The sequence below is a fragment of the Flavobacterium sp. genome, assembly GCF_044369455.1.
Lineage (GTDB): Bacteria > Bacteroidota > Bacteroidia > Flavobacteriales > Flavobacteriaceae > Flavobacterium.
This window is the reverse complement of the sequence record NZ_JBIPLW010000005.1, coordinates 151,422-171,959: the sequence shown is the minus strand read 5'-3', so window position 1 is coordinate 171,959 and position 20,538 is coordinate 151,422. Positions and strand designations below refer to the sequence as shown.

The 20,538-nt window shown below is 31.8% G+C and carries 23 protein-coding genes; 7 read left to right on the top strand and 16 right to left on the bottom strand.

The features are described 5' to 3' along the window. Window positions 1–6: 6 nt before the first annotated feature. The 3 genes from ACIQ2L_RS06880 to ACIQ2L_RS06870 are packed head-to-tail and all read right to left on the bottom strand — an operon-like array spanning window position 7 to window position 1,970. Window positions 7–279 (bottom strand): hypothetical protein, encoded by a 273-nt coding sequence (locus ACIQ2L_RS06880; protein ID WP_396157412.1) that lies wholly within the window; start codon window positions 277–279, stop codon window positions 7–9. 3 nt (window positions 280–282) lie between these two features. Next, window positions 283–522: a hypothetical protein gene (locus tag ACIQ2L_RS06875; RefSeq protein WP_396157411.1), complete on the bottom strand. Its 240-nt coding sequence runs from the start codon at window positions 520–522 to the stop codon at window positions 283–285. 11 nt (window positions 523–533) lie between these two features. Then, window positions 534–1,970, bottom strand: coding sequence for an NADP-dependent isocitrate dehydrogenase (locus tag ACIQ2L_RS06870; protein WP_396157410.1), 1,437 nt, complete (start codon window positions 1,968–1,970; stop codon window positions 534–536). A gap of 92 nt (window positions 1,971–2,062) precedes the next feature. Here ACIQ2L_RS06870 and ACIQ2L_RS06865 point away from each other — a divergent pair, with 92 nt between their 5' ends. Further along, window positions 2,063–2,986 carry a LysR family transcriptional regulator gene (locus ACIQ2L_RS06865; RefSeq protein WP_396157409.1) on the top strand — a complete coding sequence of 308 codons (924 nt, stop codon included), beginning with the start codon at window positions 2,063–2,065 and terminating at the stop codon, window positions 2,984–2,986. A 44-nt stretch (window positions 2,987–3,030) separates the two neighbouring features. On the opposite strand, the gene ACIQ2L_RS06860 is transcribed toward ACIQ2L_RS06865, so the two are convergent. The 4 genes from ACIQ2L_RS06860 to clpB form a co-directional block, all read right to left on the bottom strand. Then, window positions 3,031–4,230 carry an LETM1-related biofilm-associated protein gene (locus ACIQ2L_RS06860; protein WP_396157408.1) on the bottom strand — a complete coding sequence of 400 codons (1,200 nt, stop codon included), beginning with the start codon at window positions 4,228–4,230 and terminating at the stop codon, window positions 3,031–3,033. A 9-nt stretch (window positions 4,231–4,239) separates the two neighbouring features. Next, window positions 4,240–4,764: a superoxide dismutase family protein gene (locus ACIQ2L_RS06855; protein WP_396157407.1), complete on the bottom strand. Its 525-nt coding sequence runs from the start codon at window positions 4,762–4,764 to the stop codon at window positions 4,240–4,242. A gap of 163 nt (window positions 4,765–4,927) precedes the next feature. After that, on the bottom strand, window positions 4,928–5,452 hold the full coding sequence (locus tag ACIQ2L_RS06850) for a hypothetical protein (protein WP_396157406.1): 525 nt from the start codon (window positions 5,450–5,452) through the stop codon (window positions 4,928–4,930). A 64-nt stretch (window positions 5,453–5,516) separates the two neighbouring features. Next, complete coding sequence (gene clpB, locus ACIQ2L_RS06845; protein ID WP_396157405.1) at window positions 5,517–8,120, bottom strand: ATP-dependent chaperone ClpB; 2,604 nt, start codon at window positions 8,118–8,120, stop codon at window positions 5,517–5,519. Window positions 8,121–8,374: 254 nt separating this feature from the next. On the opposite strand from clpB, the gene ACIQ2L_RS06840 reads away from it, so the two are divergent. Continuing rightward, entirely contained in the window at window positions 8,375–9,631 is a 1,257-nt protein-coding gene (locus tag ACIQ2L_RS06840) for a YncE family protein (RefSeq protein WP_396157404.1), read from the top strand. A gap of 112 nt (window positions 9,632–9,743) precedes the next feature. Here the strand turns inward: ACIQ2L_RS06840 and ACIQ2L_RS06835 are convergent, their stop codons facing one another. Next, window positions 9,744–10,055: a hypothetical protein gene (locus ACIQ2L_RS06835; RefSeq protein WP_396157403.1), complete on the bottom strand. Its 312-nt coding sequence runs from the start codon at window positions 10,053–10,055 to the stop codon at window positions 9,744–9,746. A gap of 266 nt (window positions 10,056–10,321) precedes the next feature. Between ACIQ2L_RS06835 and yaaA the strand changes: the two genes are divergently transcribed. After that, the gene (gene yaaA / locus ACIQ2L_RS06830) at window positions 10,322–11,080 is read left to right on the top strand and encodes a peroxide stress protein YaaA (RefSeq protein WP_396157402.1); all 759 of its coding nucleotides are present in this window, start codon (window positions 10,322–10,324) and stop codon (window positions 11,078–11,080) included. Here the strand turns inward: yaaA and ACIQ2L_RS06825 are convergent, their stop codons facing one another. From ACIQ2L_RS06825 to ACIQ2L_RS06805, 5 genes are all read right to left on the bottom strand, one after another. Then, the gene (locus ACIQ2L_RS06825) at window positions 11,081–11,428 is read right to left on the bottom strand and encodes a hypothetical protein (protein WP_396157401.1); all 348 of its coding nucleotides are present in this window, start codon (window positions 11,426–11,428) and stop codon (window positions 11,081–11,083) included. A 480-nt stretch (window positions 11,429–11,908) separates the two neighbouring features. After that, window positions 11,909–12,478 (bottom strand): anthranilate synthase component II, encoded by a 570-nt coding sequence (locus ACIQ2L_RS06820; protein ID WP_396157400.1) that lies wholly within the window; start codon window positions 12,476–12,478, stop codon window positions 11,909–11,911. Window positions 12,479–12,605: 127 nt separating this feature from the next. Further along, entirely contained in the window at window positions 12,606–13,175 is a 570-nt protein-coding gene (locus ACIQ2L_RS06815) for a YceI family protein (protein WP_396157399.1), read from the bottom strand. Between the two features lie 22 nt (window positions 13,176–13,197). Beyond that, window positions 13,198–13,830, bottom strand: a complete 633-nt coding sequence (locus ACIQ2L_RS06810; RefSeq protein WP_396157398.1) for an NAD(P)H-dependent oxidoreductase — start codon at window positions 13,828–13,830, stop codon at window positions 13,198–13,200. An 8-nt stretch (window positions 13,831–13,838) separates the two neighbouring features. Beyond that, window positions 13,839–14,300 (bottom strand): MarR family winged helix-turn-helix transcriptional regulator, encoded by a 462-nt coding sequence (locus ACIQ2L_RS06805; protein ID WP_396157396.1) that lies wholly within the window; start codon window positions 14,298–14,300, stop codon window positions 13,839–13,841. A gap of 166 nt (window positions 14,301–14,466) precedes the next feature. Between ACIQ2L_RS06805 and ACIQ2L_RS06800 the strand changes: the two genes are divergently transcribed. From ACIQ2L_RS06800 to ACIQ2L_RS06785, 4 genes are read left to right on the top strand one after another with little or no spacing between them, the layout of a single operon-like run. Next, the gene (locus ACIQ2L_RS06800; protein ID WP_396157395.1) at window positions 14,467–14,787 is read left to right on the top strand and encodes a rhodanese-like domain-containing protein; all 321 of its coding nucleotides are present in this window, start codon (window positions 14,467–14,469) and stop codon (window positions 14,785–14,787) included. Window positions 14,788–14,793: 6 nt separating this feature from the next. Beyond that, window positions 14,794–16,098: an NAD(P)/FAD-dependent oxidoreductase gene (locus ACIQ2L_RS06795; protein ID WP_396157394.1), complete on the top strand. Its 1,305-nt coding sequence runs from the start codon at window positions 14,794–14,796 to the stop codon at window positions 16,096–16,098. A 4-nt stretch (window positions 16,099–16,102) separates the two neighbouring features. Beyond that, window positions 16,103–17,002: a hypothetical protein gene (locus tag ACIQ2L_RS06790; RefSeq protein WP_396157393.1), complete on the top strand. Its 900-nt coding sequence runs from the start codon at window positions 16,103–16,105 to the stop codon at window positions 17,000–17,002. Further along, a complete protein-coding gene (locus tag ACIQ2L_RS06785) occupies window positions 16,999–17,694 on the top strand; it encodes a M15 family metallopeptidase (RefSeq protein WP_396157392.1) in 696 nt (231 codons plus the stop codon). The genes ACIQ2L_RS06790 and ACIQ2L_RS06785 overlap by 4 nt, the downstream gene beginning before the upstream one ends. On the opposite strand, the gene ACIQ2L_RS06780 is transcribed toward ACIQ2L_RS06785, so the two are convergent. Genes ACIQ2L_RS06780 through ACIQ2L_RS06770 form a run of 3 tightly spaced genes read right to left on the bottom strand, consistent with a single transcriptional unit; the run spans window position 17,691 to window position 20,536 of the window. After that, window positions 17,691–18,260 carry a hypothetical protein gene (locus tag ACIQ2L_RS06780; protein WP_396157391.1) on the bottom strand — a complete coding sequence of 190 codons (570 nt, stop codon included), beginning with the start codon at window positions 18,258–18,260 and terminating at the stop codon, window positions 17,691–17,693. The two genes, ACIQ2L_RS06785 and ACIQ2L_RS06780, sit on opposite strands and share 4 nt — an antisense overlap. A gap of 3 nt (window positions 18,261–18,263) precedes the next feature. Further along, on the bottom strand, window positions 18,264–19,442 hold the full coding sequence (locus ACIQ2L_RS06775) for a class I SAM-dependent methyltransferase (protein WP_396157390.1): 1,179 nt from the start codon (window positions 19,440–19,442) through the stop codon (window positions 18,264–18,266). Between the two features lie 2 nt (window positions 19,443–19,444). After that, window positions 19,445–20,536, bottom strand: coding sequence for an AI-2E family transporter (locus ACIQ2L_RS06770; RefSeq protein ID WP_396157389.1), 1,092 nt, complete (start codon window positions 20,534–20,536; stop codon window positions 19,445–19,447). Window positions 20,537–20,538: the final 2 nt, after the last annotated feature.

Genomic DNA, 20,538 nt, shown 5'->3' with positions numbered 1-20,538 from the left:
AATTCGTTATATGAACTCTATAGTAATGTCACCATTAATTTTTAATCTCTTTCCATTTCGTTCACTTTCTTCAAGAAGCTTGTTGATATCTTCAATAGATGATGATAATACTGATATTCTTCGTTTTGATATTTCACAATCTTCATTCTTTTTAACAAATTCACTAAAGGCATTAAGGTTATGAAAATTGATTTTACTATTTATTACCGACATTAAAACTGTTTTTGCATCCTGAGATGAAAAATTACCTTCTATTAACTTAAACTGATATGTATCCATTTTTTATAAAATTATTTGACTACTTAGCGAAATATACCCCGATTTTGCACCAATGAATTGCCTTGCAGCGGCTAATTCATTTTGCAAAAATTTAATTTTTTGTTCTCTCATTTTTACATCTTCCTCATTATGAGATATTTTAATTTTATCCTCGTGAAACTTAATTTTTACTTGAAATAATTGATTTATTATTTCAATCGATTCATTAGTCGAAAAAGTATCATTTAATAATTGTAGTTCCATAATAGTTTTATTTATTGTCCTTGTCCTAATGAAAATGCCATTTTACCATCGAACTGATATAGATTTTCTGTTTTAATAGTATCGATTTCATTTTGAATACACTGTTGAAGAAGTGCTATTATTTCTTCTTTATTTATCGTATTTCCTTCTGCAGTTTTAAATCTACAACGCCAATGGTCGGTGCAAAATGTTTGTGAAAAACCTTCTGGCCAAACTTTTATTCCACGATTGGTTATCATGCTTAGTTTCAAATTTGAAGTACCAATTTTATTCATCTTAGCAGCTAATTTCTCTGCATCAGTTCCGTTCCAATGAACAAAAACATCATGTCCAATAAGTTCTTTCTTAGCTTGTGGTCGTTTTTTGTATTTTGGAAGATTAAGTGGCTGCCCATTTTCGTAATTAACAGCTGGTAACGTTTTAGGTTTCTGACCTAAGTTGGCAATTACAGCTTGAGCAAATTCTTTGGTTCCCACTTTTAGAGTACTACTACCTTCTTTGAAAATGTCATAGGTATGAATTCCATCTTCTAATGTTTTTAACCAAGCATTATGAACTTTGGTAGCAATAGTGTTTTGCCCTAAATGGTTAAGCATCATAACAGCTCCTTGTAATAACCCTGATGGATTAGCCAAGTTTTGTCCTGCTCTTCTTGGTGCCGAACCATGGATGGCTTCAAACATAGAACACTCTTCGCCTATATTGGCTGAACCCGCTAAACCAACTGAACCCGCTATTTGAGCAGCAATATCAGAAATAACATCGCCATATAAATTCAAAGTCACTATAACATCAAAAGCTTCGGGAGTGTCGCTCATTTTCGCGGCACCAATATCAATAATCCAATGTTCGTTTTCTATTTGTGGGTATTCTGCTGCAATTTCATTAAACACTTGGTGGAATAAACCATCCGTTTGTTTCATGATATTGTCTTTGGTAAAACAAGTTACTTTTTTTCTTCCGTAAGCTTTTGCATATTCAAAGGCATATCGAACTATTTTTTCACAACCTGGACGGCTGATTATTTTTAAACATTGAATAACTTCATCCGTTTGTTGGTGTTCAATTCCTGCATATAAATCTTCTTCATTTTCTCTGATAATCACCATATCCATTTTGGGATGTTTCGTTTCCACAAAAGGGTGTAAACTCATACAAGGTCTAACATTTGAATACAATCCAAGAAATTTTCTGGTCGTAACATTTAAACTTTTATAGCCACCTCCTTGAGGAGTAGTAATTGGTGCTTTTAAAAATACTTTGTTTTTGATAATGGTATCCCAACTTTCTTTTGCTATTCCAGAAGTGTTTCCGGATAGGTATACTTTCTCGCCGACCTGAATTTCATCATACTCTAATTGTGCACCAGCAGCTTTGATGATTTCTAATGTGGCGTCCATTATTTCTGGACCTATTCCGTCTCCTTTCGCGATGGTTATTCTTTGCATAATTTTATTTGGTTAATTTTATTTTGCAAATCTAAAACGTTGTAAGTATATATTTTTATTTATATTTGTTATGAAATACATAATATATATTTATGCATTATACGTTACATCAATTACAGATATTTTTAAAGATTGTTGAGAATAAAAGTATTACCAAAGCTGCTGAATCATTAAATTTGACTCAACCTGCCGTATCTATTCAATTAAAGAAATTACAAGATCAATTTGATATTCCACTGACAGAAGTAATAGGAAGGCAATTATATATTACTCATTTTGGTAATGAAATTGCAATTACAGCCCAAAAAGTTTTGGATGAAGTGGCCACCATAACGTATAAATCAAAAACGTTTAAAGGGATTTTGTCAGGTAAATTAACCTTATCTGTAGTTTCTACAGGGAAGTATGTAATGCCCTATTTCTTGTCTGATTTTTTAAATCAAAATAAAGGTATTGATCTTGTTATGGATGTTACCAATAAATCGAAAGTGGTCAAGAGTTTAGTAAATAATGAAATTGACTTTGCTTTGGTTTCAATTTTACCTGATGACATTCAATTGCAATCGGAGATTTTACTCGAGAATAAATTGTATTTAATTGGTAATCATACTGCAGTTTCAAAAATTAATAACGATGATTTAGATGTAATAAATGAGTATCCTCTAATTTATAGAGAAGAAGGTTCAGCAACTCGATTAGTAATGGAAAATTATCTTTATAGAAATGGATTGCAGTCCGCAAAAAAAATGCAATTAACTTCTAACGAAGCCGTCAAGCAAGCCGTTATTGCAGGAATAGGATATTCTATAATGCCAATCATAGGGTTAAAAAATGAACTTGAAAGAGGCGATTTAAAAATTATTGAGATGAAAGGATTTCCAATTAAGTCCAATTGGTACTTGGTATGGTTGAAAAACAAATCATTGAGTCCAGTCGCGGAAGCTTATTTAAGCTATATACGAGATGAAAAAAGCAAATTGAAATCTGCTTACTTTTCATGGATTGATAATTATTAATGAATTACATTTTTAAACAAAAAAAATCTTATGAAGAAAAATTTTTATTCTCGTTCTTCGTTTTCGTTAAAAGAAGACGGCAATAATTGAGGAATAAATTTTATCAATATTGGCAATAACAAACTTCCTCCAGGCAATAAGAAAATAGTTAGCGATGGCACTGTTTTACAAATATCAAGTAATTGATTTTTAATTTTTTTCTTCTCTTCTTTGTCCAATTCTTTATGTGTTGATTTGGCCAAAAGATGCATCAACTCTTTGCTTTGAGAAACTTCTTTTACCAAACGTTTCTTATTTCTATTGATTAAAACTAATACGCTTTCCGTGGTATGATCATAGAAGTTTTTTACAGGATTGGAACTATTGAAATACGGAATTTCGTTTTTATATTTGAGGATAAAATCATTAATAAAATCGATACTTTCTATTATGAAACGTTCATTAATATTTAGTTTTTCTCCCAGTTTGAATAAGAAATACCGCTCTTCATTTTCTACTTTTTCATCACTCCATAGACTTATTCCAGCCAAATCGATTACATAAAATTTTTCTAAATCATGTTCAAGGTAACTTACATCTAAATCTTCGATAGACTTAATTTGTTTATCAGAAAACTTAGTATAGCGAACAGAAGATTCAAAGAGCTTTTGTAATAATTCATCATGAACAGAGAAACCCGTTTTTGATTTTAACGAAAGCGATATTATACTAATCACAATTTCTTCAATTCGGTTGAAATATTTATCGGGTAACGAGCCATTTTCTAAGTATTTTTTGAATGCTAAAACATCAACAAAGAGCAGGGCATTCGTAATTACATGCGAAAAACTTTTGCTAAATAAATCTTCATTGGTTTGAACTCTGTCGTGAATTATTTTTTCGAGTTTACTCGATTCAGAGCTACTTGGAAGCATTTTCTCTAATGGATTGAAGCCTTTTGGAGACAACAAATTGTAAAAGGCTACAGCTTCATTAACAAATTGATCTTTATCGGAATCTTGCTTAAATAAACAAAACATTTGATATAAAGTATTGAGCATTCCAATTTTTGAAATCTCTTTAGCAAGTCGATCTTTTATTGTTATGGGTTTAACAGAATCAAAACCAATTATATGACCAAAAATAAAACCTGTAGCTCTGGTTCGTAGATAAAAATCTTCTTCCGAAACCATAAAATTTTGATGAGTAGTTTCCTGCTCAACAAAAAATTTATCTATCCAGCCAAACGCTGATGGGTTAATCATATAATAAGGCTATTTTATTATAGCAGTACATGCAACTCGTGCTCCAGCAGCACCAGTTGGCTGCGTGATAAAATCATCTGGTTTTTCATGAACAATTAGTCCTTTGTTGACGATGTCTTTAGTCTCATCGCCACATCTGATGCACCATTCATCGGTTTTGAAGGTGATGGTGGCATTTCCTTTTTCATCGGCTAGGAAGTTGCCTATATCGCCTTTGTGGTGTTCAATATCTCCCCATTTTCCGTGTTTCTTGAATGTTGGATTCCAGTGTCCTCCTGCTGATGCAGCATCGGCGGCAGAACAATCGGCTTTTTCATGAATGTGAATGGCGTGTTCACCAGGTTTCAGTCCAGCTAGTTTGGCTACCAGTGTTACTTCGTTGTTCTTTTGAGTAAAAGCGGCTGTTCCTGTTACGCCACTGTTGCTTTTGGTTTCAAAAACAAGTTTTAAGGTGCTGCCGGTGTTGCTAGAAGAACTTTTGCATCCTAATATGATTAGTCCAAATAGGACTAGAGCCGTTATTGTTCTTTTCATGAGTACTTTAATTTAGTGATATAAAGGTACTAAAATACAACCCTATTTTTGTGATTGATTTTCATTTATTTTTAAACACATAGATTCATAGTTTTTTATAGCAGCTGTAGAGGTGTTTTACTTTATGATAGCAAAACATAGTTGTTTAAATTATGAATTATAATTACTTAGTTTTTTCGCCTACAAAATACTGGTTTTGCGATTTGAATAACACGTTAAACGTGGTGAGTGTTCCATAGATACGCGTAATGTATTGTTGTAATTCGACTTTCTCGATTTCTTCGATAGAACTGGCGTTTATTTTTTGTTCCATTACCCTTAGGCGGTCTCTGAGCATGACTATTTTGTGGAAAAACACATCTATGGGTACATCTTTTCCCTGCACTCCGACTTGTCCCGGTTCTAGTTTTAGGTTACCTCCTTTCCATTTGTCGGCTATGGCTACTGGTTCGCCCAGTCCGTTCCATTTTTTTAGGATGGAGAGCAAACTTTGTTCTACTTCGTAGAAGCTGACGGTGTCTAGTTCGTTATCTGTGGCTTCAATGACTTCGAATTCGGAGTCGATAGCGATAGTTTCAAGTCCTGAGTCTATAAAAGTTACCCAGTATTCTGTGGATGATACATTTGTTACAACACCTTTGCCATATTGGGCGTGGTTTATTCTGGAGCCAATTCCTAAGAGTTTCATAGTTACTAATATTTAAGCGACTAAAATAAGGAATTGGCTCGAATAAACAAATTAAAGATAACGTTTAGGAAACAAGGTCACTTTGATTTCTGAAAACCAATTGTCCATCAAAACTATCCAGCAATATGATGCTATCAGTAGCAATTTTTCCGGCAAGGATTTCCTTCGAAAGTTGGTTTAACACTTCTCTTTGAATGACTCTTTTTACTGGACGCGCACCAAATTGAGGATCATATCCTTTTTGAGCTAGGTAGTCAATAGCTTCTGAAGTAGCATCTAAAGTGATATTTTGTTTGGCCAACATCTTGATGACGTTTTTCAATTGCAAACCAACAATCTTTGTAATATCAGTATTACTTAGTGGAGTAAACATTACAATTTCATCAATTCGATTTATGAATTCAGGACGAACCGTTTGTTTCAATAATCCCAACACTTCTGTTTTAGCAGTTTCGGTGGCCGCTTCAATACTACCTTTAAGGTTTTCAAATTTCTCTTGAATGATGGCACTTCCCATATTGGAAGTCATGATAATAATCGTGTTTTTAAAATCGGCTAATCGTCCTTTGTTGTCTGTCAAGCGTCCTTCGTCTAAAACCTGTAACAAGATATTAAACGTATCTGGATGTGCTTTTTCAATTTCGTCTAATAAGATTACAGAATACGGTTTTCTGCGGACTGCTTCGGTTAATTGTCCGCCTTCGTCATAGCCGACATAACCAGGAGGCGCACCTACTAATCGGCTAACACTATGTCGTTCTTGATACTCACTCATGTCGATACGCGTCATGGCGTTTTCATCATCAAATAAATATTCCGCTAATGCTTTTGCCAATTCGGTTTTACCTACTCCTGTAGTTCCCAAAAACAAGAACGTTCCGATAGGTTTTTTCATGTCTTGTAAACCAGCACGACTTCGACGTACAGCATCACTGATGGCTTCAATAGCTTCTTCCTGACCAACAACGCGGTGGTGTAACTCGTCTTCAAGTTTCAAAAGTTTTTCTCTTTCACCTTGAAGCATTTTCATCACTGGAACTCCAGTCCATTTCGCCACTACTTCTGCAATATCTTCTCGGGTTACTTCTTCTTTGATTAATGAATTTCCGTCCTGTTTTTCCAATAATTCATTTTGAAATTTATCCAAACGTTCTTGCGCTTCTTTAATTTTTCCGTAACGAATTTCGGCAACTTTTCCGTAATCGCCATCGCGTTCGGCACGTTCGGCTTCATATTTAAAATCTTCTATTTCTTGTTTTACCGTTTGTATATTATCGACGATGTCTTTTTCCGATTTCCATTTGGTAAAGATTTCATTTCGTTCTTCTTTAAGATTTGCCAAGTCGAGTAATAAAACTTTCATTTTACTTTCGTCATTTTCGCGTTTAATGGCTTCAATTTCGATTTCTAACTGCATTATTTTTCGATCCAAAACATCTAATTCTTCTGGTTTTGAATTAATTTCCATACGTAATTTTGAAGCGGCTTCGTCAATTAGATCGATTGCTTTGTCGGGAAGAAAACGATTGGTAATATAACGTTGTGATAATTCGACTGCCGCAATAATAGCATCATCTTTTATTTGAACTTTATGATGGGTTTCGTATTTTTCCTTGATACCGCGAAGAATCGAAATGGCACTTTCGGTATCAGGCTCGTCAATCATAATCTTTTGAAAACGACGTTCTAGTGCTTTGTCTTTTTCAAAATATTTTTGATATTCATCTAAAGTTGTAGCGCCAATGGCGCGCAATTCACCACGAGCCAAAGCCGGTTTTAAAATATTTGCAGCGTCCATAGCGCCTTCGCCACCACCAGCGCCAACAAGCGTATGAATTTCGTCAATAAAAAGGACGATATCACCTTCGGACGAGGTTACTTCTTTCACGACCGCCTTCAGACGCTCTTCAAATTCACCTTTGTATTTGGCACCGGCGATAAGTGAACCCATATCCAATGAATAAATAACTTTATCCTTTAAATTTTCTGGTACATCGCCATCCACAATTCGATGCGCCAAACCTTCGGCAATAGCGGTTTTACCCACACCAGGTTCTCCAACCAACATGGGATTATTTTTTGTTCTTCGAGTAAGAATTTGTAGTACGCGACGAATCTCTTCATCTCTACCAATAACAGGGTCAAGTTTTCCCTGACGTGCTAATTCGTTGAGGTTTTTAGAGTATTTGTTCAGCGCATTGTATGTTTCTTCAGCAGAAGCAGAAGTCACACGTTCACCTTTTCTGATTTCATCAATGGCAGCTTCTAATCCTTTTTCGTTTGCGCCTTGATCTTTTAGGATTTGAGCTACTTTACTTTTAGATTTGAAAATTCCTAAGAGTAAATGCTCTATAGAAACATATTCATCGTTCATTTTCTTGGCAATGATACTGGCTTCATTTAACATTGTATTAGTATCACGAGAAAACAAAATATCGCTACCCGAAACTTTTGGAAAGCTTTGAATGGTGCTGTCCAATATTTTTTTAAATAATTCGACATTCACATTGAGTTTTTTCAAAATGAATGGTGTTACGTTTTCGTCAACTTCGAGAATGCCTTTTAAAATATGTTCGTTTTCTATTTGCTGTTGACCAAAACTTTGTGCAATTTGCTGTGCTTGTTGCAACGCCTCTTGCGATTTAATGGTTAATTGATTTATATTCATAAGTTGTGTTTTTAAATTATTTAGATGTATGCAAACTGTCAATATGTATTCCATTTCAGTATAACAGACAAAATGTCTTTTTTTAAACGATTTTAATGAAATTAACAAGACAAAACGTCTTAAAATAAGACACTTAGGTTTTTTTAGATTCTTATCAATATGAAAACTATGATGAAGAATATAAAATAATCTTCTGAAACTGTACTAAACAAATCCTATATTGCGTCCTACAAAAAACATTTAAATTCAACCCTATGAAACATTTGAAATTCATCATTAAAGTTTTTATGTTATTTAGCATACAAATAAATGCGCAATCACAAAGGGAAATCTATAATGCAAGCGTTGAAGCTTATGAAAACAAAGACTATAAATCCTTTTTGAAACTTACAAAGACTTTAGACAGTCTTCGCCCTTTTCACCCAACCTACACTTATAATTTAGTTTCTGCGAATGCATTAAATAGTAATTGGGAGGAAGCACAAGTAGCTTTAAGGAAATTGGTTTTAATGAATAACACTGTAGATTTTGAATCTGATTTAGATTTCAAAACAATGGAGGCGGATGAAGGGTATCGAATTATTTTGGCACTGAAAAAAGCGCAAAATAAACGTGTTGATACTTCAAAACCAATTGTTTCGCTGAGTATTAAAGACTTGCATCCTGAAGGCTTAGTCTATTTGTCAAAATCTAAACTATGGTTAGCATCAAGTGTTAGAAAAAGAAAAATAGTTTCGTTTGATAGTAAAACAGGATTATGTATTAATTGGCTAAAAGATAATACAATGTTTTCTGTATTGGCAATAAAAGCAGATACTAAAGAGCAATTCCTTTGGGTTGCCACTGCTGCTTTTCCAGAAATGGAGAACTTTGATAAAGTGCTAAAGGGTAAAGCAGCTATTCTTAAAGTGGATATCAAATCGAAACAAATTAGTAAGCGTTTTACAGTGGATGGAGATGCTGTTTTTGGCGATTTGATTGTAGCTAATAATGGTGTTGTTTATGTTTCGGATAGTGGGAAACCAATACTCTACAAAATTGAAAATGAGATATTATCCAAGTTCATTTCATTTGAGAACGAGGGTTATAATCTGCAGGGTTTGGCAATCAATAAAGACCAGAGTAAACTCTTTGTAGCCGATTATTTAAAAGGAATTGCTTTAATTGATATAAAAACAAAAACTACAAGATGGCTTGCTTTTCCTGATTTGGCATGTCCAAAAGGCATTGACGGATTGGTGTTTTATGACAATTCGTTGATTGCTATTCAAAACGGCGTAAAACCAATAAGAATAACTCAATTTCAATTGAATGAACAACAAAATGAAATCATTAATTTCAGGATATTAGACAATAACCGGCCTGAGTTTAATGAACCGACATTAGCAACAATGGTAGGAGAGGAGCTTTATTTCTTTGCCAACGCACCATGGAATTCTTATGACGAAAACGGAGTTTTAGATGTAAACAAAGTAACTAATCCTATGCTGTTTAGTTGTAAACTGAAATAATGAATCGTTTAGTATTTCATTTTTTTCCAATTAAAAACAGCTTGTTATTTTAATGGTTTTGATTCAATTTCTTTTGTTGTTATTGCGGATACTTTATTTTCAGAATTTACGGTTACACTAAGTTCTCTTTGGTAAAGTTTTTTTTGTATTCTATAGCATATCTGAAAGTGATGTCTTCGGTTTTGTTGTTTCTTATAACATCAATTAGATTGATACCTAAAAACCTTCCGTTATGTTGATTCATCTTTATACAAATGGTAGAAATTTTCTCCTTTGTAGCGTTTGGTCTTACTTTTTCTGCTGCTTCATTACTGTTGTATGCAATGAATCGGGAAGTATTGCTCGTCTCAAGTAATCTTTTACCCAAATCATAAGCTCTTTTTTTGTTACTAGCATTTATTTCAGAAGGTATTAAATTCACCATACTTTTTTCCTGAGGTACTTCTGTTGCTATAGTTTTTTTGCTTTTGCAAGAAAGAAGGGAACGTACACATAAAAGCAGCAGTATCTTTTTCATGGAAAACTGGGTTAGAATTAGTATCAGCAAGTTAGTTATTTACTTTTCTTACTACTGAGACATTAACATTTCAACAATTGATTTTATCAATACTTAAATCGAAACAATTCATTTTTTCGTATATCTATTTTAGTACTGAATTTGTATTTTTGAAGCACTAAAAAAAGCAATCCATGAAAATCGTTATATCACCAGCCAAATCATTAAATTTTGAAAAAGAAATACCAACCACTACTTTTACGGAACCACAGTTTTTAAAACAAGCTAACACAATTCAAAATACTTTAAAAAAGAAAAAACCAAAGCAACTTTCAGAGTTGATGGATATATCTGAAAAATTAGCGGAACTTAATTGGCAACGTAATCAAGAATGGCAAACACCTTTTACTAAAGAAAATGCTCGACAAGCTATTTATGCATTTGATGGCGATGTGTATACAGGATTGGATGTTTATAGTTTGCCAATTGAAAAACAAACTGTTTTACAGGATAAACTCAGAATTCTCTCGGGGTTGTATGGTTTGCTTAAACCATTGGATTTAATGCAAGCGTATCGATTGGAAATGGGAACTTCAATAGCGATTGGGAAAAACAAAAACTTATATGAGTTTTGGAAAAAAACAATTACCAATTCTTTGAATGAAGAAATACAAAAAGAGGAGTTGTTTATCAACTTGGCTAGTAATGAATATTTCAGCGCTATAGATGTAAAATTATTGAAAGTTCCCGTTATTACTCCAGAGTTTAGAGATTATAAAGACGGTAAACTTAAGATGATTAGTTTTTTTGCTAAAAAGGCTAGAGGAATGATGGTTCGTTATATTTTTGATACTAATGCAGAAACCATACAAGACTTAAAAGGTTTTAATTATGAAGGCTATGCTTTTGACGCTAATTTGAGTAAAGGAAATACATTGGTTTTTACGAGATAGTTACACGTGAAGATATTCTTGATATTCTCTACTAGTTTCGGTTGTAGCTTTCTTTTGATTACGAGCTAATTCTCGCATAGCTTCTACACCTTTTTTGGCACAACGCTTCACTTTGTATAAACGAGTGGAGAAGGAGTGAAGTTTTTCAACATCTTGAGGGGAAAGTTTTGCTTCTAATTCACCTACAAAGTCATTGAATTCTTTCAAGACAACTTTATTTTCTTCATAATCAGTTTTTAGGTCTTCAAAACGTTCATTAATTTCTTTGCTGATATCATTACTAATAGCTTCACTTTTCTTACGAAGTTCAGTAATTACCCTCTTTTTGTGTGAGTTAAAAAGTCCCATAACAATTTGATTTTAAAGTTACTATTTTGACAGAAGTAAATCAAATTTATGGAATTGTTTTTAGAAACAAGGTAAATTGTTAATAACTAATGAATTAGGTTGTTGGAATTGTTCTTTATTTTTAAAAATAGTCAGTATAAGTAAAATCTATACTATCTAACTATATACTTAAAAATCAATTATTTGTTTATCACAATTTAAACTATATTTTGGGTAAATTTATCAACGGATTGAATTCCGTTTTTTGAAATAAATTGAATAAATCTACGACCAATAATAGCGCCTTTTTGATATTTTGTTGCTTATTCCGAAGCCAGTTATTTGAGGATTTTTCAAATTTATATTAGCAACTCACTCAAAATAGTTCATTTGATTTTCATCAATACTATCTCTACTTCCTTTATACTAGTACTTAATTATTGATATAAACTAATACTACTGGTTGTGTTATTTAATATTATGAACATCAGTAATTTTAAATTAATTTATTATCCAATTTTTTAAAATTTGTTTACCAAAAGGTGTTAAAATACTTTCGGGATGGAATTGCACTCCTTTTACATCAAATGTTTTGTGACGCAACGACATGATTTGTCCGTTTTCATCTGTTGAGGTGATTTCTAGAACATCTGGAAAATTATTTTTATTAACTACCCAAGAATGATAGCGACCCACTTCAAACTCGTTTGGTAGTTTGTCAAATAAAGCTTCATCTGTAACGGATTTAGTGACTTTGCTAGCAATACCATGAAAAACCTCATCCAAGTTGATTAAAGTACCGCCAAATACTTCGGCAATGGCTTGTTGTCCTAAACAAACGCCAAGAATACTTTTGCTTTCGGCATATTTTGAAATAACCGCTTTTAATAATCCAGCTTCATCGGGAATTCCTGGTCCAGGTGAAAGTAGAATTTTGTCAAATTTTACTAATTCATCCAATTCAAATTCATTGTTTCTAAATACAGTTATTTCCGTATTTAAATCTTCTAAATAATGAACCAAGTTGAAAGTAAAGCTATCATAATTGTCAATAATTACAATTCTTTTCATGGCATAAAGTTAACTACATTAAATTAAAACAAGAAGTATTGAGCTTAGATATGATTATGTATTCATTAAAAAAAACCTCGAAAATGACTTTCCGAGGTTTGAATTCTATAATTTGTATATAATCTAATTAGAACTGTAAGTTAACAGTTAATTCAAATTCATCATAAATGGCTTTATCTCCAATGCTTTCAAAGAAACTTTTTGAACCATATTTGATGTCATATTTTGTTCTATCTACTTTGAACGTGGTTGAAGCAGTGTTTCCATTTACAGCCATATTAAAGGTTACTGGTTTGGTAATTCCTTTGATGGTTAAATCGGCAGTAACAGTGTATAATTCTTTTGATTTTGTAGCAATAGTTTTAAATTCAATTTTTGCAGTATCAAATTTTTCAGTTCCAAAAAAATCATCTGCTTTCAAGTGACCTTCTAAATCTTCTTTTCCTTCTCCTGCTTCTAAATCGGTAACAGTGATAGAAGCCATATTTACTGTGAAAATTCCACCAGCAAGTTTGTTTTTTTGGAATACTAAAACACCATCTTTGAAATTAATTGTACCCGAATGTTTTCCGGTTACTTTTTCTCCAACCCAGTTGATTTTACTTTTTTCAAGGTTGATTTTTTTGTTTTGTGCAGTAACAGCAGTTGTTCCATAAGCTACTAATAATGCCATTGCGATTGTTTTTAAATTTTTCATTGTTTTAATATTTAGTTATTGATTATATGTTTATAAATAATTCCTCGTTAGATTTTCGCACTTTAGCATAATGTTGGGTTGCATCTTCTTCATGACGATAACCAATAGTTGCTAATACACTGGCGTTTAAACCTAATTGTTTTAATCCAAGAATTTCGTTAACTTTTTCTGGTTCAAAACCTTCAATAGGCGTAACATCTATTCTTAGTTCAGCGGCTGCATTTAATAAATTTCCAAGTGCTAAATACGTTTGTTTAGAAGTCCAAGTATTTCTAACGTCTTCTGAAAGTGCACCAATTTTTGACTTCATAAAATCGCCATAACCATTTAACGCATCAGCTGGCAAACCTCTTGTTTCGGTAGTTAAGGATAAACTAGCATCAATATCTGTATCACCAAAATTTGTAATGTTAGCAAATACAATTAGTTGAGAAGCATCAACAATTTGCGATTGTCCCCATGCTGCAGGTTGCAATAGTGCTCTGATTTCTCGATTTTCAATAATTAAAACTTTATAAGGTTGTAATCCGTAAGAAGAAGCACTTAAACGGATTGCTTCTTTTAAAGTTTCTAAATCTTCTTTGGATACTTTTTTTGTAGTATCAAATTTTTTAGTCGCGTAACGCCAATTAGCGTCTTTTATAAAATTACTCATAGGTAGTATTAATTTTTTAAAGTTCTGTATTTTTCTAATAAGTTGTTTAACTGTTCTAGTTCTTCTTGTGTCAAATTATTTGCAAAAAGATTTTCATGTTCTGTAACAATTGGATCTAATTCAGTTAAGATATCCAATCCTTTTTGTGTAATTAATACCTCTATTTTTCTTCTATTATCGGGGCAAACTTCTCTAGTTACATATTTTTTAAGTAAAAGTTTGTCAATTAATCGGGTAGTGTTACTGTTTTTAGCTAACATGCGCTCCTGTATAATACACATATTGGCTGGACACCCTTTTTGACCTCTTAAAATTCGCAACACATTGTATTGTTCTCTAGAAATTTCATAGGGTTTTAATATCTCATGTAATTTATCACCAATTACATTTTGACTGTACGTAAAGTTTAATATAACTTTTTTTGCTATACCAAGAGGAACTGTTGATTTTATCACGTCTTCAATTTTCATTTTTACAACTACAAATTTTGTATGTTCAAATGTATACGATATATTTATTTGTATATACAAATGTCTGTTATTTTTTTGTTAATTTTTTAATTGGGGACAAGTTTAGCTTTTATCAATCGGATTTAAACAGGCAAAGAAGTATATTTGCTATATAAAATTATCAAAAATGGATTTATCACCAAGCGAATGGAAATCAAAATTAGAAAATGATCCTAATGCCGCTATCTTAGATGTAAGAACTGAAGAAGAGTGGAATGAAGGAATAATTCCAAATGCCATTTTAAATGATATCTATAAAGGGCAAGGTTTTTTATACCGATTAGACGAGCTAGACAAAACTAAAAACTATTATGTGTATTGCAAGGCAGGAGGAAGAAGCGCTCAAGCTTGTGCTATTATGAACCAAATGGGTTTTGAAAAAACCTATAATTTAGAAGGAGGATTTATGAACTGGAAAGGCGATGTTGCTTTTCGCGAAGAAAATTAATGCCTAATGAATATTCCATCATCTAATAATCCTAGAGTCGTTATAATAGGAGGTGGTTTTGCAGGTATAGCTGTAGCAAAAAAACTCAAAAACCAGAAACTTCAAGTGGTGCTACTTGACAAACACAACTATCATACGTTTCAACCACTTTTATATCAAGTTGCCACAGGCGGTTTGGAAGCAGGTTCTATAGCCTATCCTATTCGGAAAGTAATTCAAGAGTATAAAGATTTTTATTTTCGATTGACATCTGTTAAAGAAATTGATACTAAAAACCAGAAAATAATTTCTGAAATAGGCGATTTGCATTATGATTATTTAGTGATTGCTACGGGTTCAAAAACCAATTATTTTGGCAACAAAGAAATTGAACGTAATGCAATGTCAATGAAAACCATTCCGCAGTCGTTAAATATTAGAAGTTTGATTTTAGAAAACTTTGAACAGGCTGTTTTAACCAAAGATGAAACAGAACGCAATGCATTAATTAACTTTGTATTAGTTGGTGCCGGACCAACAGGAGTAGAGCTTGCAGGTGCATTGGCCGAAATGAAAAAAGCGATACTTCAAAAAGATTATCCCGATTTGGACATTGACATGATGCAAATCAACTTAATACAAAGTGGCGATCGGATTTTGAATACCATGAGTGAAAAATCCTCTGCCGAAGCCGAAAAATTCTTACTTGATTTGGGAGTTAAAATTTGGAAAAACATTCGAGTTACCAATTATGATGGTAGAACTATTAGCACTAATAGTGATGTAACATTTGATTCTGCTACAGTCATTTGGACAGCTGGAGTTCAAGGTGCCAAAGTTGCTGGATTGGATGCGAAATCTTTAGTAGAAAAAGTTGACCGAATTCGGGTTAACCAATTCAACCAAGTTCAAGGGCATGACAACATATTTGCTATTGGCGATATTGCGTCTATGGAAACAGAACTATATCCGCAAGGACATCCTATGATGGCGCAACCAGCGATGCAACAAGGAAAATTATTAGGAGAAAATTTGATTAGGTCAATTCATAAACATACTATGAAACCATTTGAATATACTGATAAAGGTTCTATGGCAACAATAGGAAGAAACTTAGCGGTTGTCGATTTACCTCGCTTTCATTTTAGTGGAATTTTTGCCTGGTTTGTTTGGATGTTTGTGCATTTGTTTTCGCTTATTGGTTTCAAGAATAAAGCAGTAGTTTTCCTCAATTGGGTTTACAATTATATTAAATTTGATAGAGAAGGTAGATTAATTATCAGACCTTTCAAAAAGAAAAGTTTTACTACGTTTACGAGTGATGAGATTTAATATCATGAAAAAAATAGTGCTTTTTTCTATTTTATTAGTTGCTTTTAATAGCTTTTCTCAAGAGAAGTTATTGGATTATTTTATAGATAAAAAAGGAGATACTATTTATGGTATCGTGAGAGACAATTTGAATGCAGGTATTTATGATTATATTTCTTCTCATCCAAATTCTCCTAGTATTGACAAGTATACTTTTAAATTAGTTGAAGAGAACAAGGATATAAAGAAAAAAAGACTTTATATCGAACATAATCTAAAAAAAGCTAAATGTTTCAAATACAAAGGAAAAATTTTTAAGTATGATAAAATGGTTTTTGAAGATGGCATTTATTCCGTTGAAGAAAAAAAAGACACAACATTCATAAGTATCAGATATAATGATTTTCTATATAAAACTAATAGATTAACGGACTATGTAGTGCTTAAATCTGGGGACACAATTTATCAAAATATTAGTATTCCGAATATTGGAAAACCTTTTATTAAAGTTAGAGGAAAGAAAATCAAAATAGATGAAGATGAAATAAATGGTTACAGATATAAAAATGAAATATTTGAACTCAAACGAAAACCAGCTATTGATTTAGTTGATGGTAGCGAGAATTTTTTAAGACTGTTGATAAAAGATAAAGTTACCCTTTATGATTATATATTGACTAAAAACAAGATTTTTAATAGTTACAATGATGCGACATATGAAAGTCAGTTTATGCAGTTTAAATTTTTCTTTCTAGAAAAAAACGGAGAACTTTTCTACATAAACCCAATTAAATTTTCAACAAAAGCAAAAGAGATTTTCTTTGACTGTCCACAAATAATAGAAAAACTCACCAAAGGTTATTATGTTTACGAAGACATGTATTCTATGGTAATACTCTATAATTATTATTTGAAGCATAAATGAAAAGTCTAACTAAAATAGCGTTTCCACTAAGAGTAGTTTTATCGTTTTGCTTTGCAAGTTCGCTCACACTCGTGTCATGCAAATCAAACTATCTTAATTCCAATAAATCTCCTGTTTTATTAGATATAACAAAAGAAAAAGATAGTAATGCTTTTGTAAATCTAAAAAACTACAGTAAGGATTTTGTTTTTGACATGAAATACGCCACAACGGATAATTTCCTAAAAGAAAAAGTATATCCTTGCGATGAATGTTTTCTTAGAGTTAAAACAGTGAAAGCTTTATTACAAGCCAATAAATCATTTTTAGATAAAGGTTATAAAATCAAAATTTACGATTGTTATCGCCCAAAAGCAATTCAGAAAAAGATGTGGAAGATAGTGCCCGATGCAAATTTTGTAGCGAATCCGAAGAAAGGATCAATACACAATCGTGGTGGTGCTGTTGATATTTCGTTAGTAGATTTAAATGGAAAGGAATTGGATATGGGAACTCAATTTGACTTTTTTGGTAAAGAGGCCAGTCATAATTTCTTAGAATTATCAGATGAAATAATAGCTAATAGAAAATTGTTGAAAGACATTATGCTACAACATAATTTTAAATCTTTCGACTCGGAATGGTGGCATTACAATTTGAACGGAAGCAATAAAGACGAAGTATCTAATCAAAAATGGCGTTGTACCGACTAATTTTCTACACATTTAATAAAATCCATAAAATATTTTTCGGGTTCATACATTTTTTTATCTAATTCAGATACAAATCCTGTTTTTAAGGGATAATCTATGGTTTCACTAGCATATCTTATTCTCATAAAAATTACATTTGTAGACTTTAACTCCTCATAATTATCTTTAGAAAATAAAAAACTACCTGTTAATATTCTATTGTTTCCATTCTGATCATCTCTAATAAAGGTTCCGCAATCATCATTGTCATTGTGAATAAGATTCACAATTTTTCCGTTTTGCAATTGTAAATAGATTTTTGATGAGGTATTAAAACACATTGCTTTTATAAAATCTTGACTTCTTTGTAATACTTGTACATCAATACCTATGATTCCATTCGTATTGGTTAAAGAAAAAAAGATATTAGTAGAATTGCCTGCAAAACTTCTTTCAAAAATCATATATTGTTTTGTGGACTTATAAGTTCCGATACTATCGCTAATATTAGCATCAATTTCGCAAGGTTTCTGTGCAAATACACTACAATTTATTAAAAGAAATAAAGTTATAATGATGTTCTTCATGGTTTATTTTAATTTGCTGCAAAGTAAAACTATTTTAGTGTTATTTACATCAGTAGTAAAAAAACAATATGCATTTCCTCCGTCTTTTATTTTCCATTTTTTTCGAATATTGTCAACCGTTTCGTTGAAATTTCGTGTTGTAATGTTCGCTTGATTGTTTTCTAAAAACAACTTCATGTTGTGTTTGTTATAATCAAAACTCTTTTCTATTTCAAAAACTCTTCCTGGAAAATCTATGAGCTTGTCAGAAGTATATATATGTGAATTAGGGTGTAGTTTTTCAATTTCAAAACGATTTGTGATTTCATCAAATCCACCCGATTTCATGATGGCTGCATTGGGTTCAAATAAGTATTTTTTTGGTAGGCTATAATTTGAAATAGAGGATTTTCCGTATGTAAAAACAAATTCTTCTGTTTGTTCTTTGTTTATATTACAACTTATGATTTCAATTTTACCAGCATAGTTATTTTCTAAAACCCAAAGTAATTCTTTGACTTCATTCTCTAAAGCGATGATGTGGATGGTCTTTACATTTTTCAATTCCGATAATCCGGCAGTAATATCAAGTATCGGAGCTGTTTTAATCATAATATTAGAAGAAAAAGCAAAATAGAAATCCAATAACTCAGGAACATTGGGCAAACAATCTTTAAGCATAAAAACCTTGCCAATGGCTTCATTTCTGCGAGATGGATCAATATATATCCAATCGAATTGTTGGTTTAAATTTTTTAGTATTTCTGTGCTTTCACCAGCAATACATTCACTATTTTCAATATGTAATTGCTTCAAATTGTGCGAAGCAATTTCAGATAACACTTCGTTGATTTCGCAATGAATGACTCGATTTATATTTTGAGCAAAATAATAATCATCCACTCCAAAACCACCAGTCAAGTCGATTAATGAGTTTCCGGTTACCAATTCTGCCTTATACTTTGCTGTTTTTTCAGAGGAAGTTTGTTCCACAGAAATCTTATTTGGATAAATAATATTTTTAGTGTTGAACCATGTTGGAAGTTTTGTTTTGGCTTTTTGTTTGCCGCTGATTTGCTCAAGAATATCAATCCAAATTATTTTTGGAAACGGATTTTTTTGCAACGCTATTATTGAAATATCATTTTCAATCTTAGCGTCGATAAATTTTTGAATTTCAGGATTTAATAATGTTAAATCCAAAATTAAATGTTTTTAGTTAGCAATTGAATAAACTTGTTTTTAGGAAAAAATTCTTTTCCAAATACCTTCAGAATAGTGTAAAAAGGAATGGCTATTATCATCCCAGAAATTCCAAATAAGAATCCAACAATCAAAATCACAAGAAAAATTTCAAGTGGATGAGAATTGACACTTTTAGAAAAAATAAGCGGTGAAGAAATATTATTATCAATAATTTGAACCACCCAAAAACCAATCATTACATAAATAGTCACGGGTAAAATTTCGGTTTGAAAATCACCACTGAGATTGCACAACATAGTTAAAATGGCTGCAATAACAGAGGCTATTAATGGACCAATATATGGGATGATATTTAAAACAGCACATAAAAATGCAATAACTATGGCGTTTTCAACTCCAAAAATCAGTAAAACACAAAGATATAAGATGAAAACTATCAATAATTGTAATAATAAACCAATGAAGTATCGTGATAAAAGGTGATTTATTTTATGTAGGGAATTTATAACTCTTTCTTCTTGCGCATCTGGAATTAAATATTTTGCATGTTCAATAAAATACAAGCGATCTTTTAAAAAGAAAAAGGTAATGAACATTACGGAAGCTAATCCAATTCCAAAATTACTTATCGTTCCAATAATTGAATTAAAAAAATTAGTTAGAAAACTAAAATTTAACTCCGAAGGAATATTTGCATCACTAAAAAAACTTGCGGAATCTATATTGTGACTATCCAAGAATGCTGCAAATTGATTTTTTAAAAATAAAATATCTTTTTCAATTTCGGACGTATTTAAAAGGGATAAATTTTTTCCTTGGTCCAAAATTAATGGAATAAACAACATGATTAATCCAGCAATAATTAAAAGAAAAAATAATAAAGTGGTTATTGTGGCAAATAAATGGTTGAATTTTAATCTCCGTTTTAAAAAATCTAAGATGGGATTTCCAATTAGTGTTAAAATTAATGATACGACCAAATAGATGATAACCGACTGAATTAAATACAGAAAATATAATGCTAAAGCAACCAAAACTAAAATGGCAACACCTTTAACTAAACCAAATGCAATTGTTTTTGAATTTATCATCG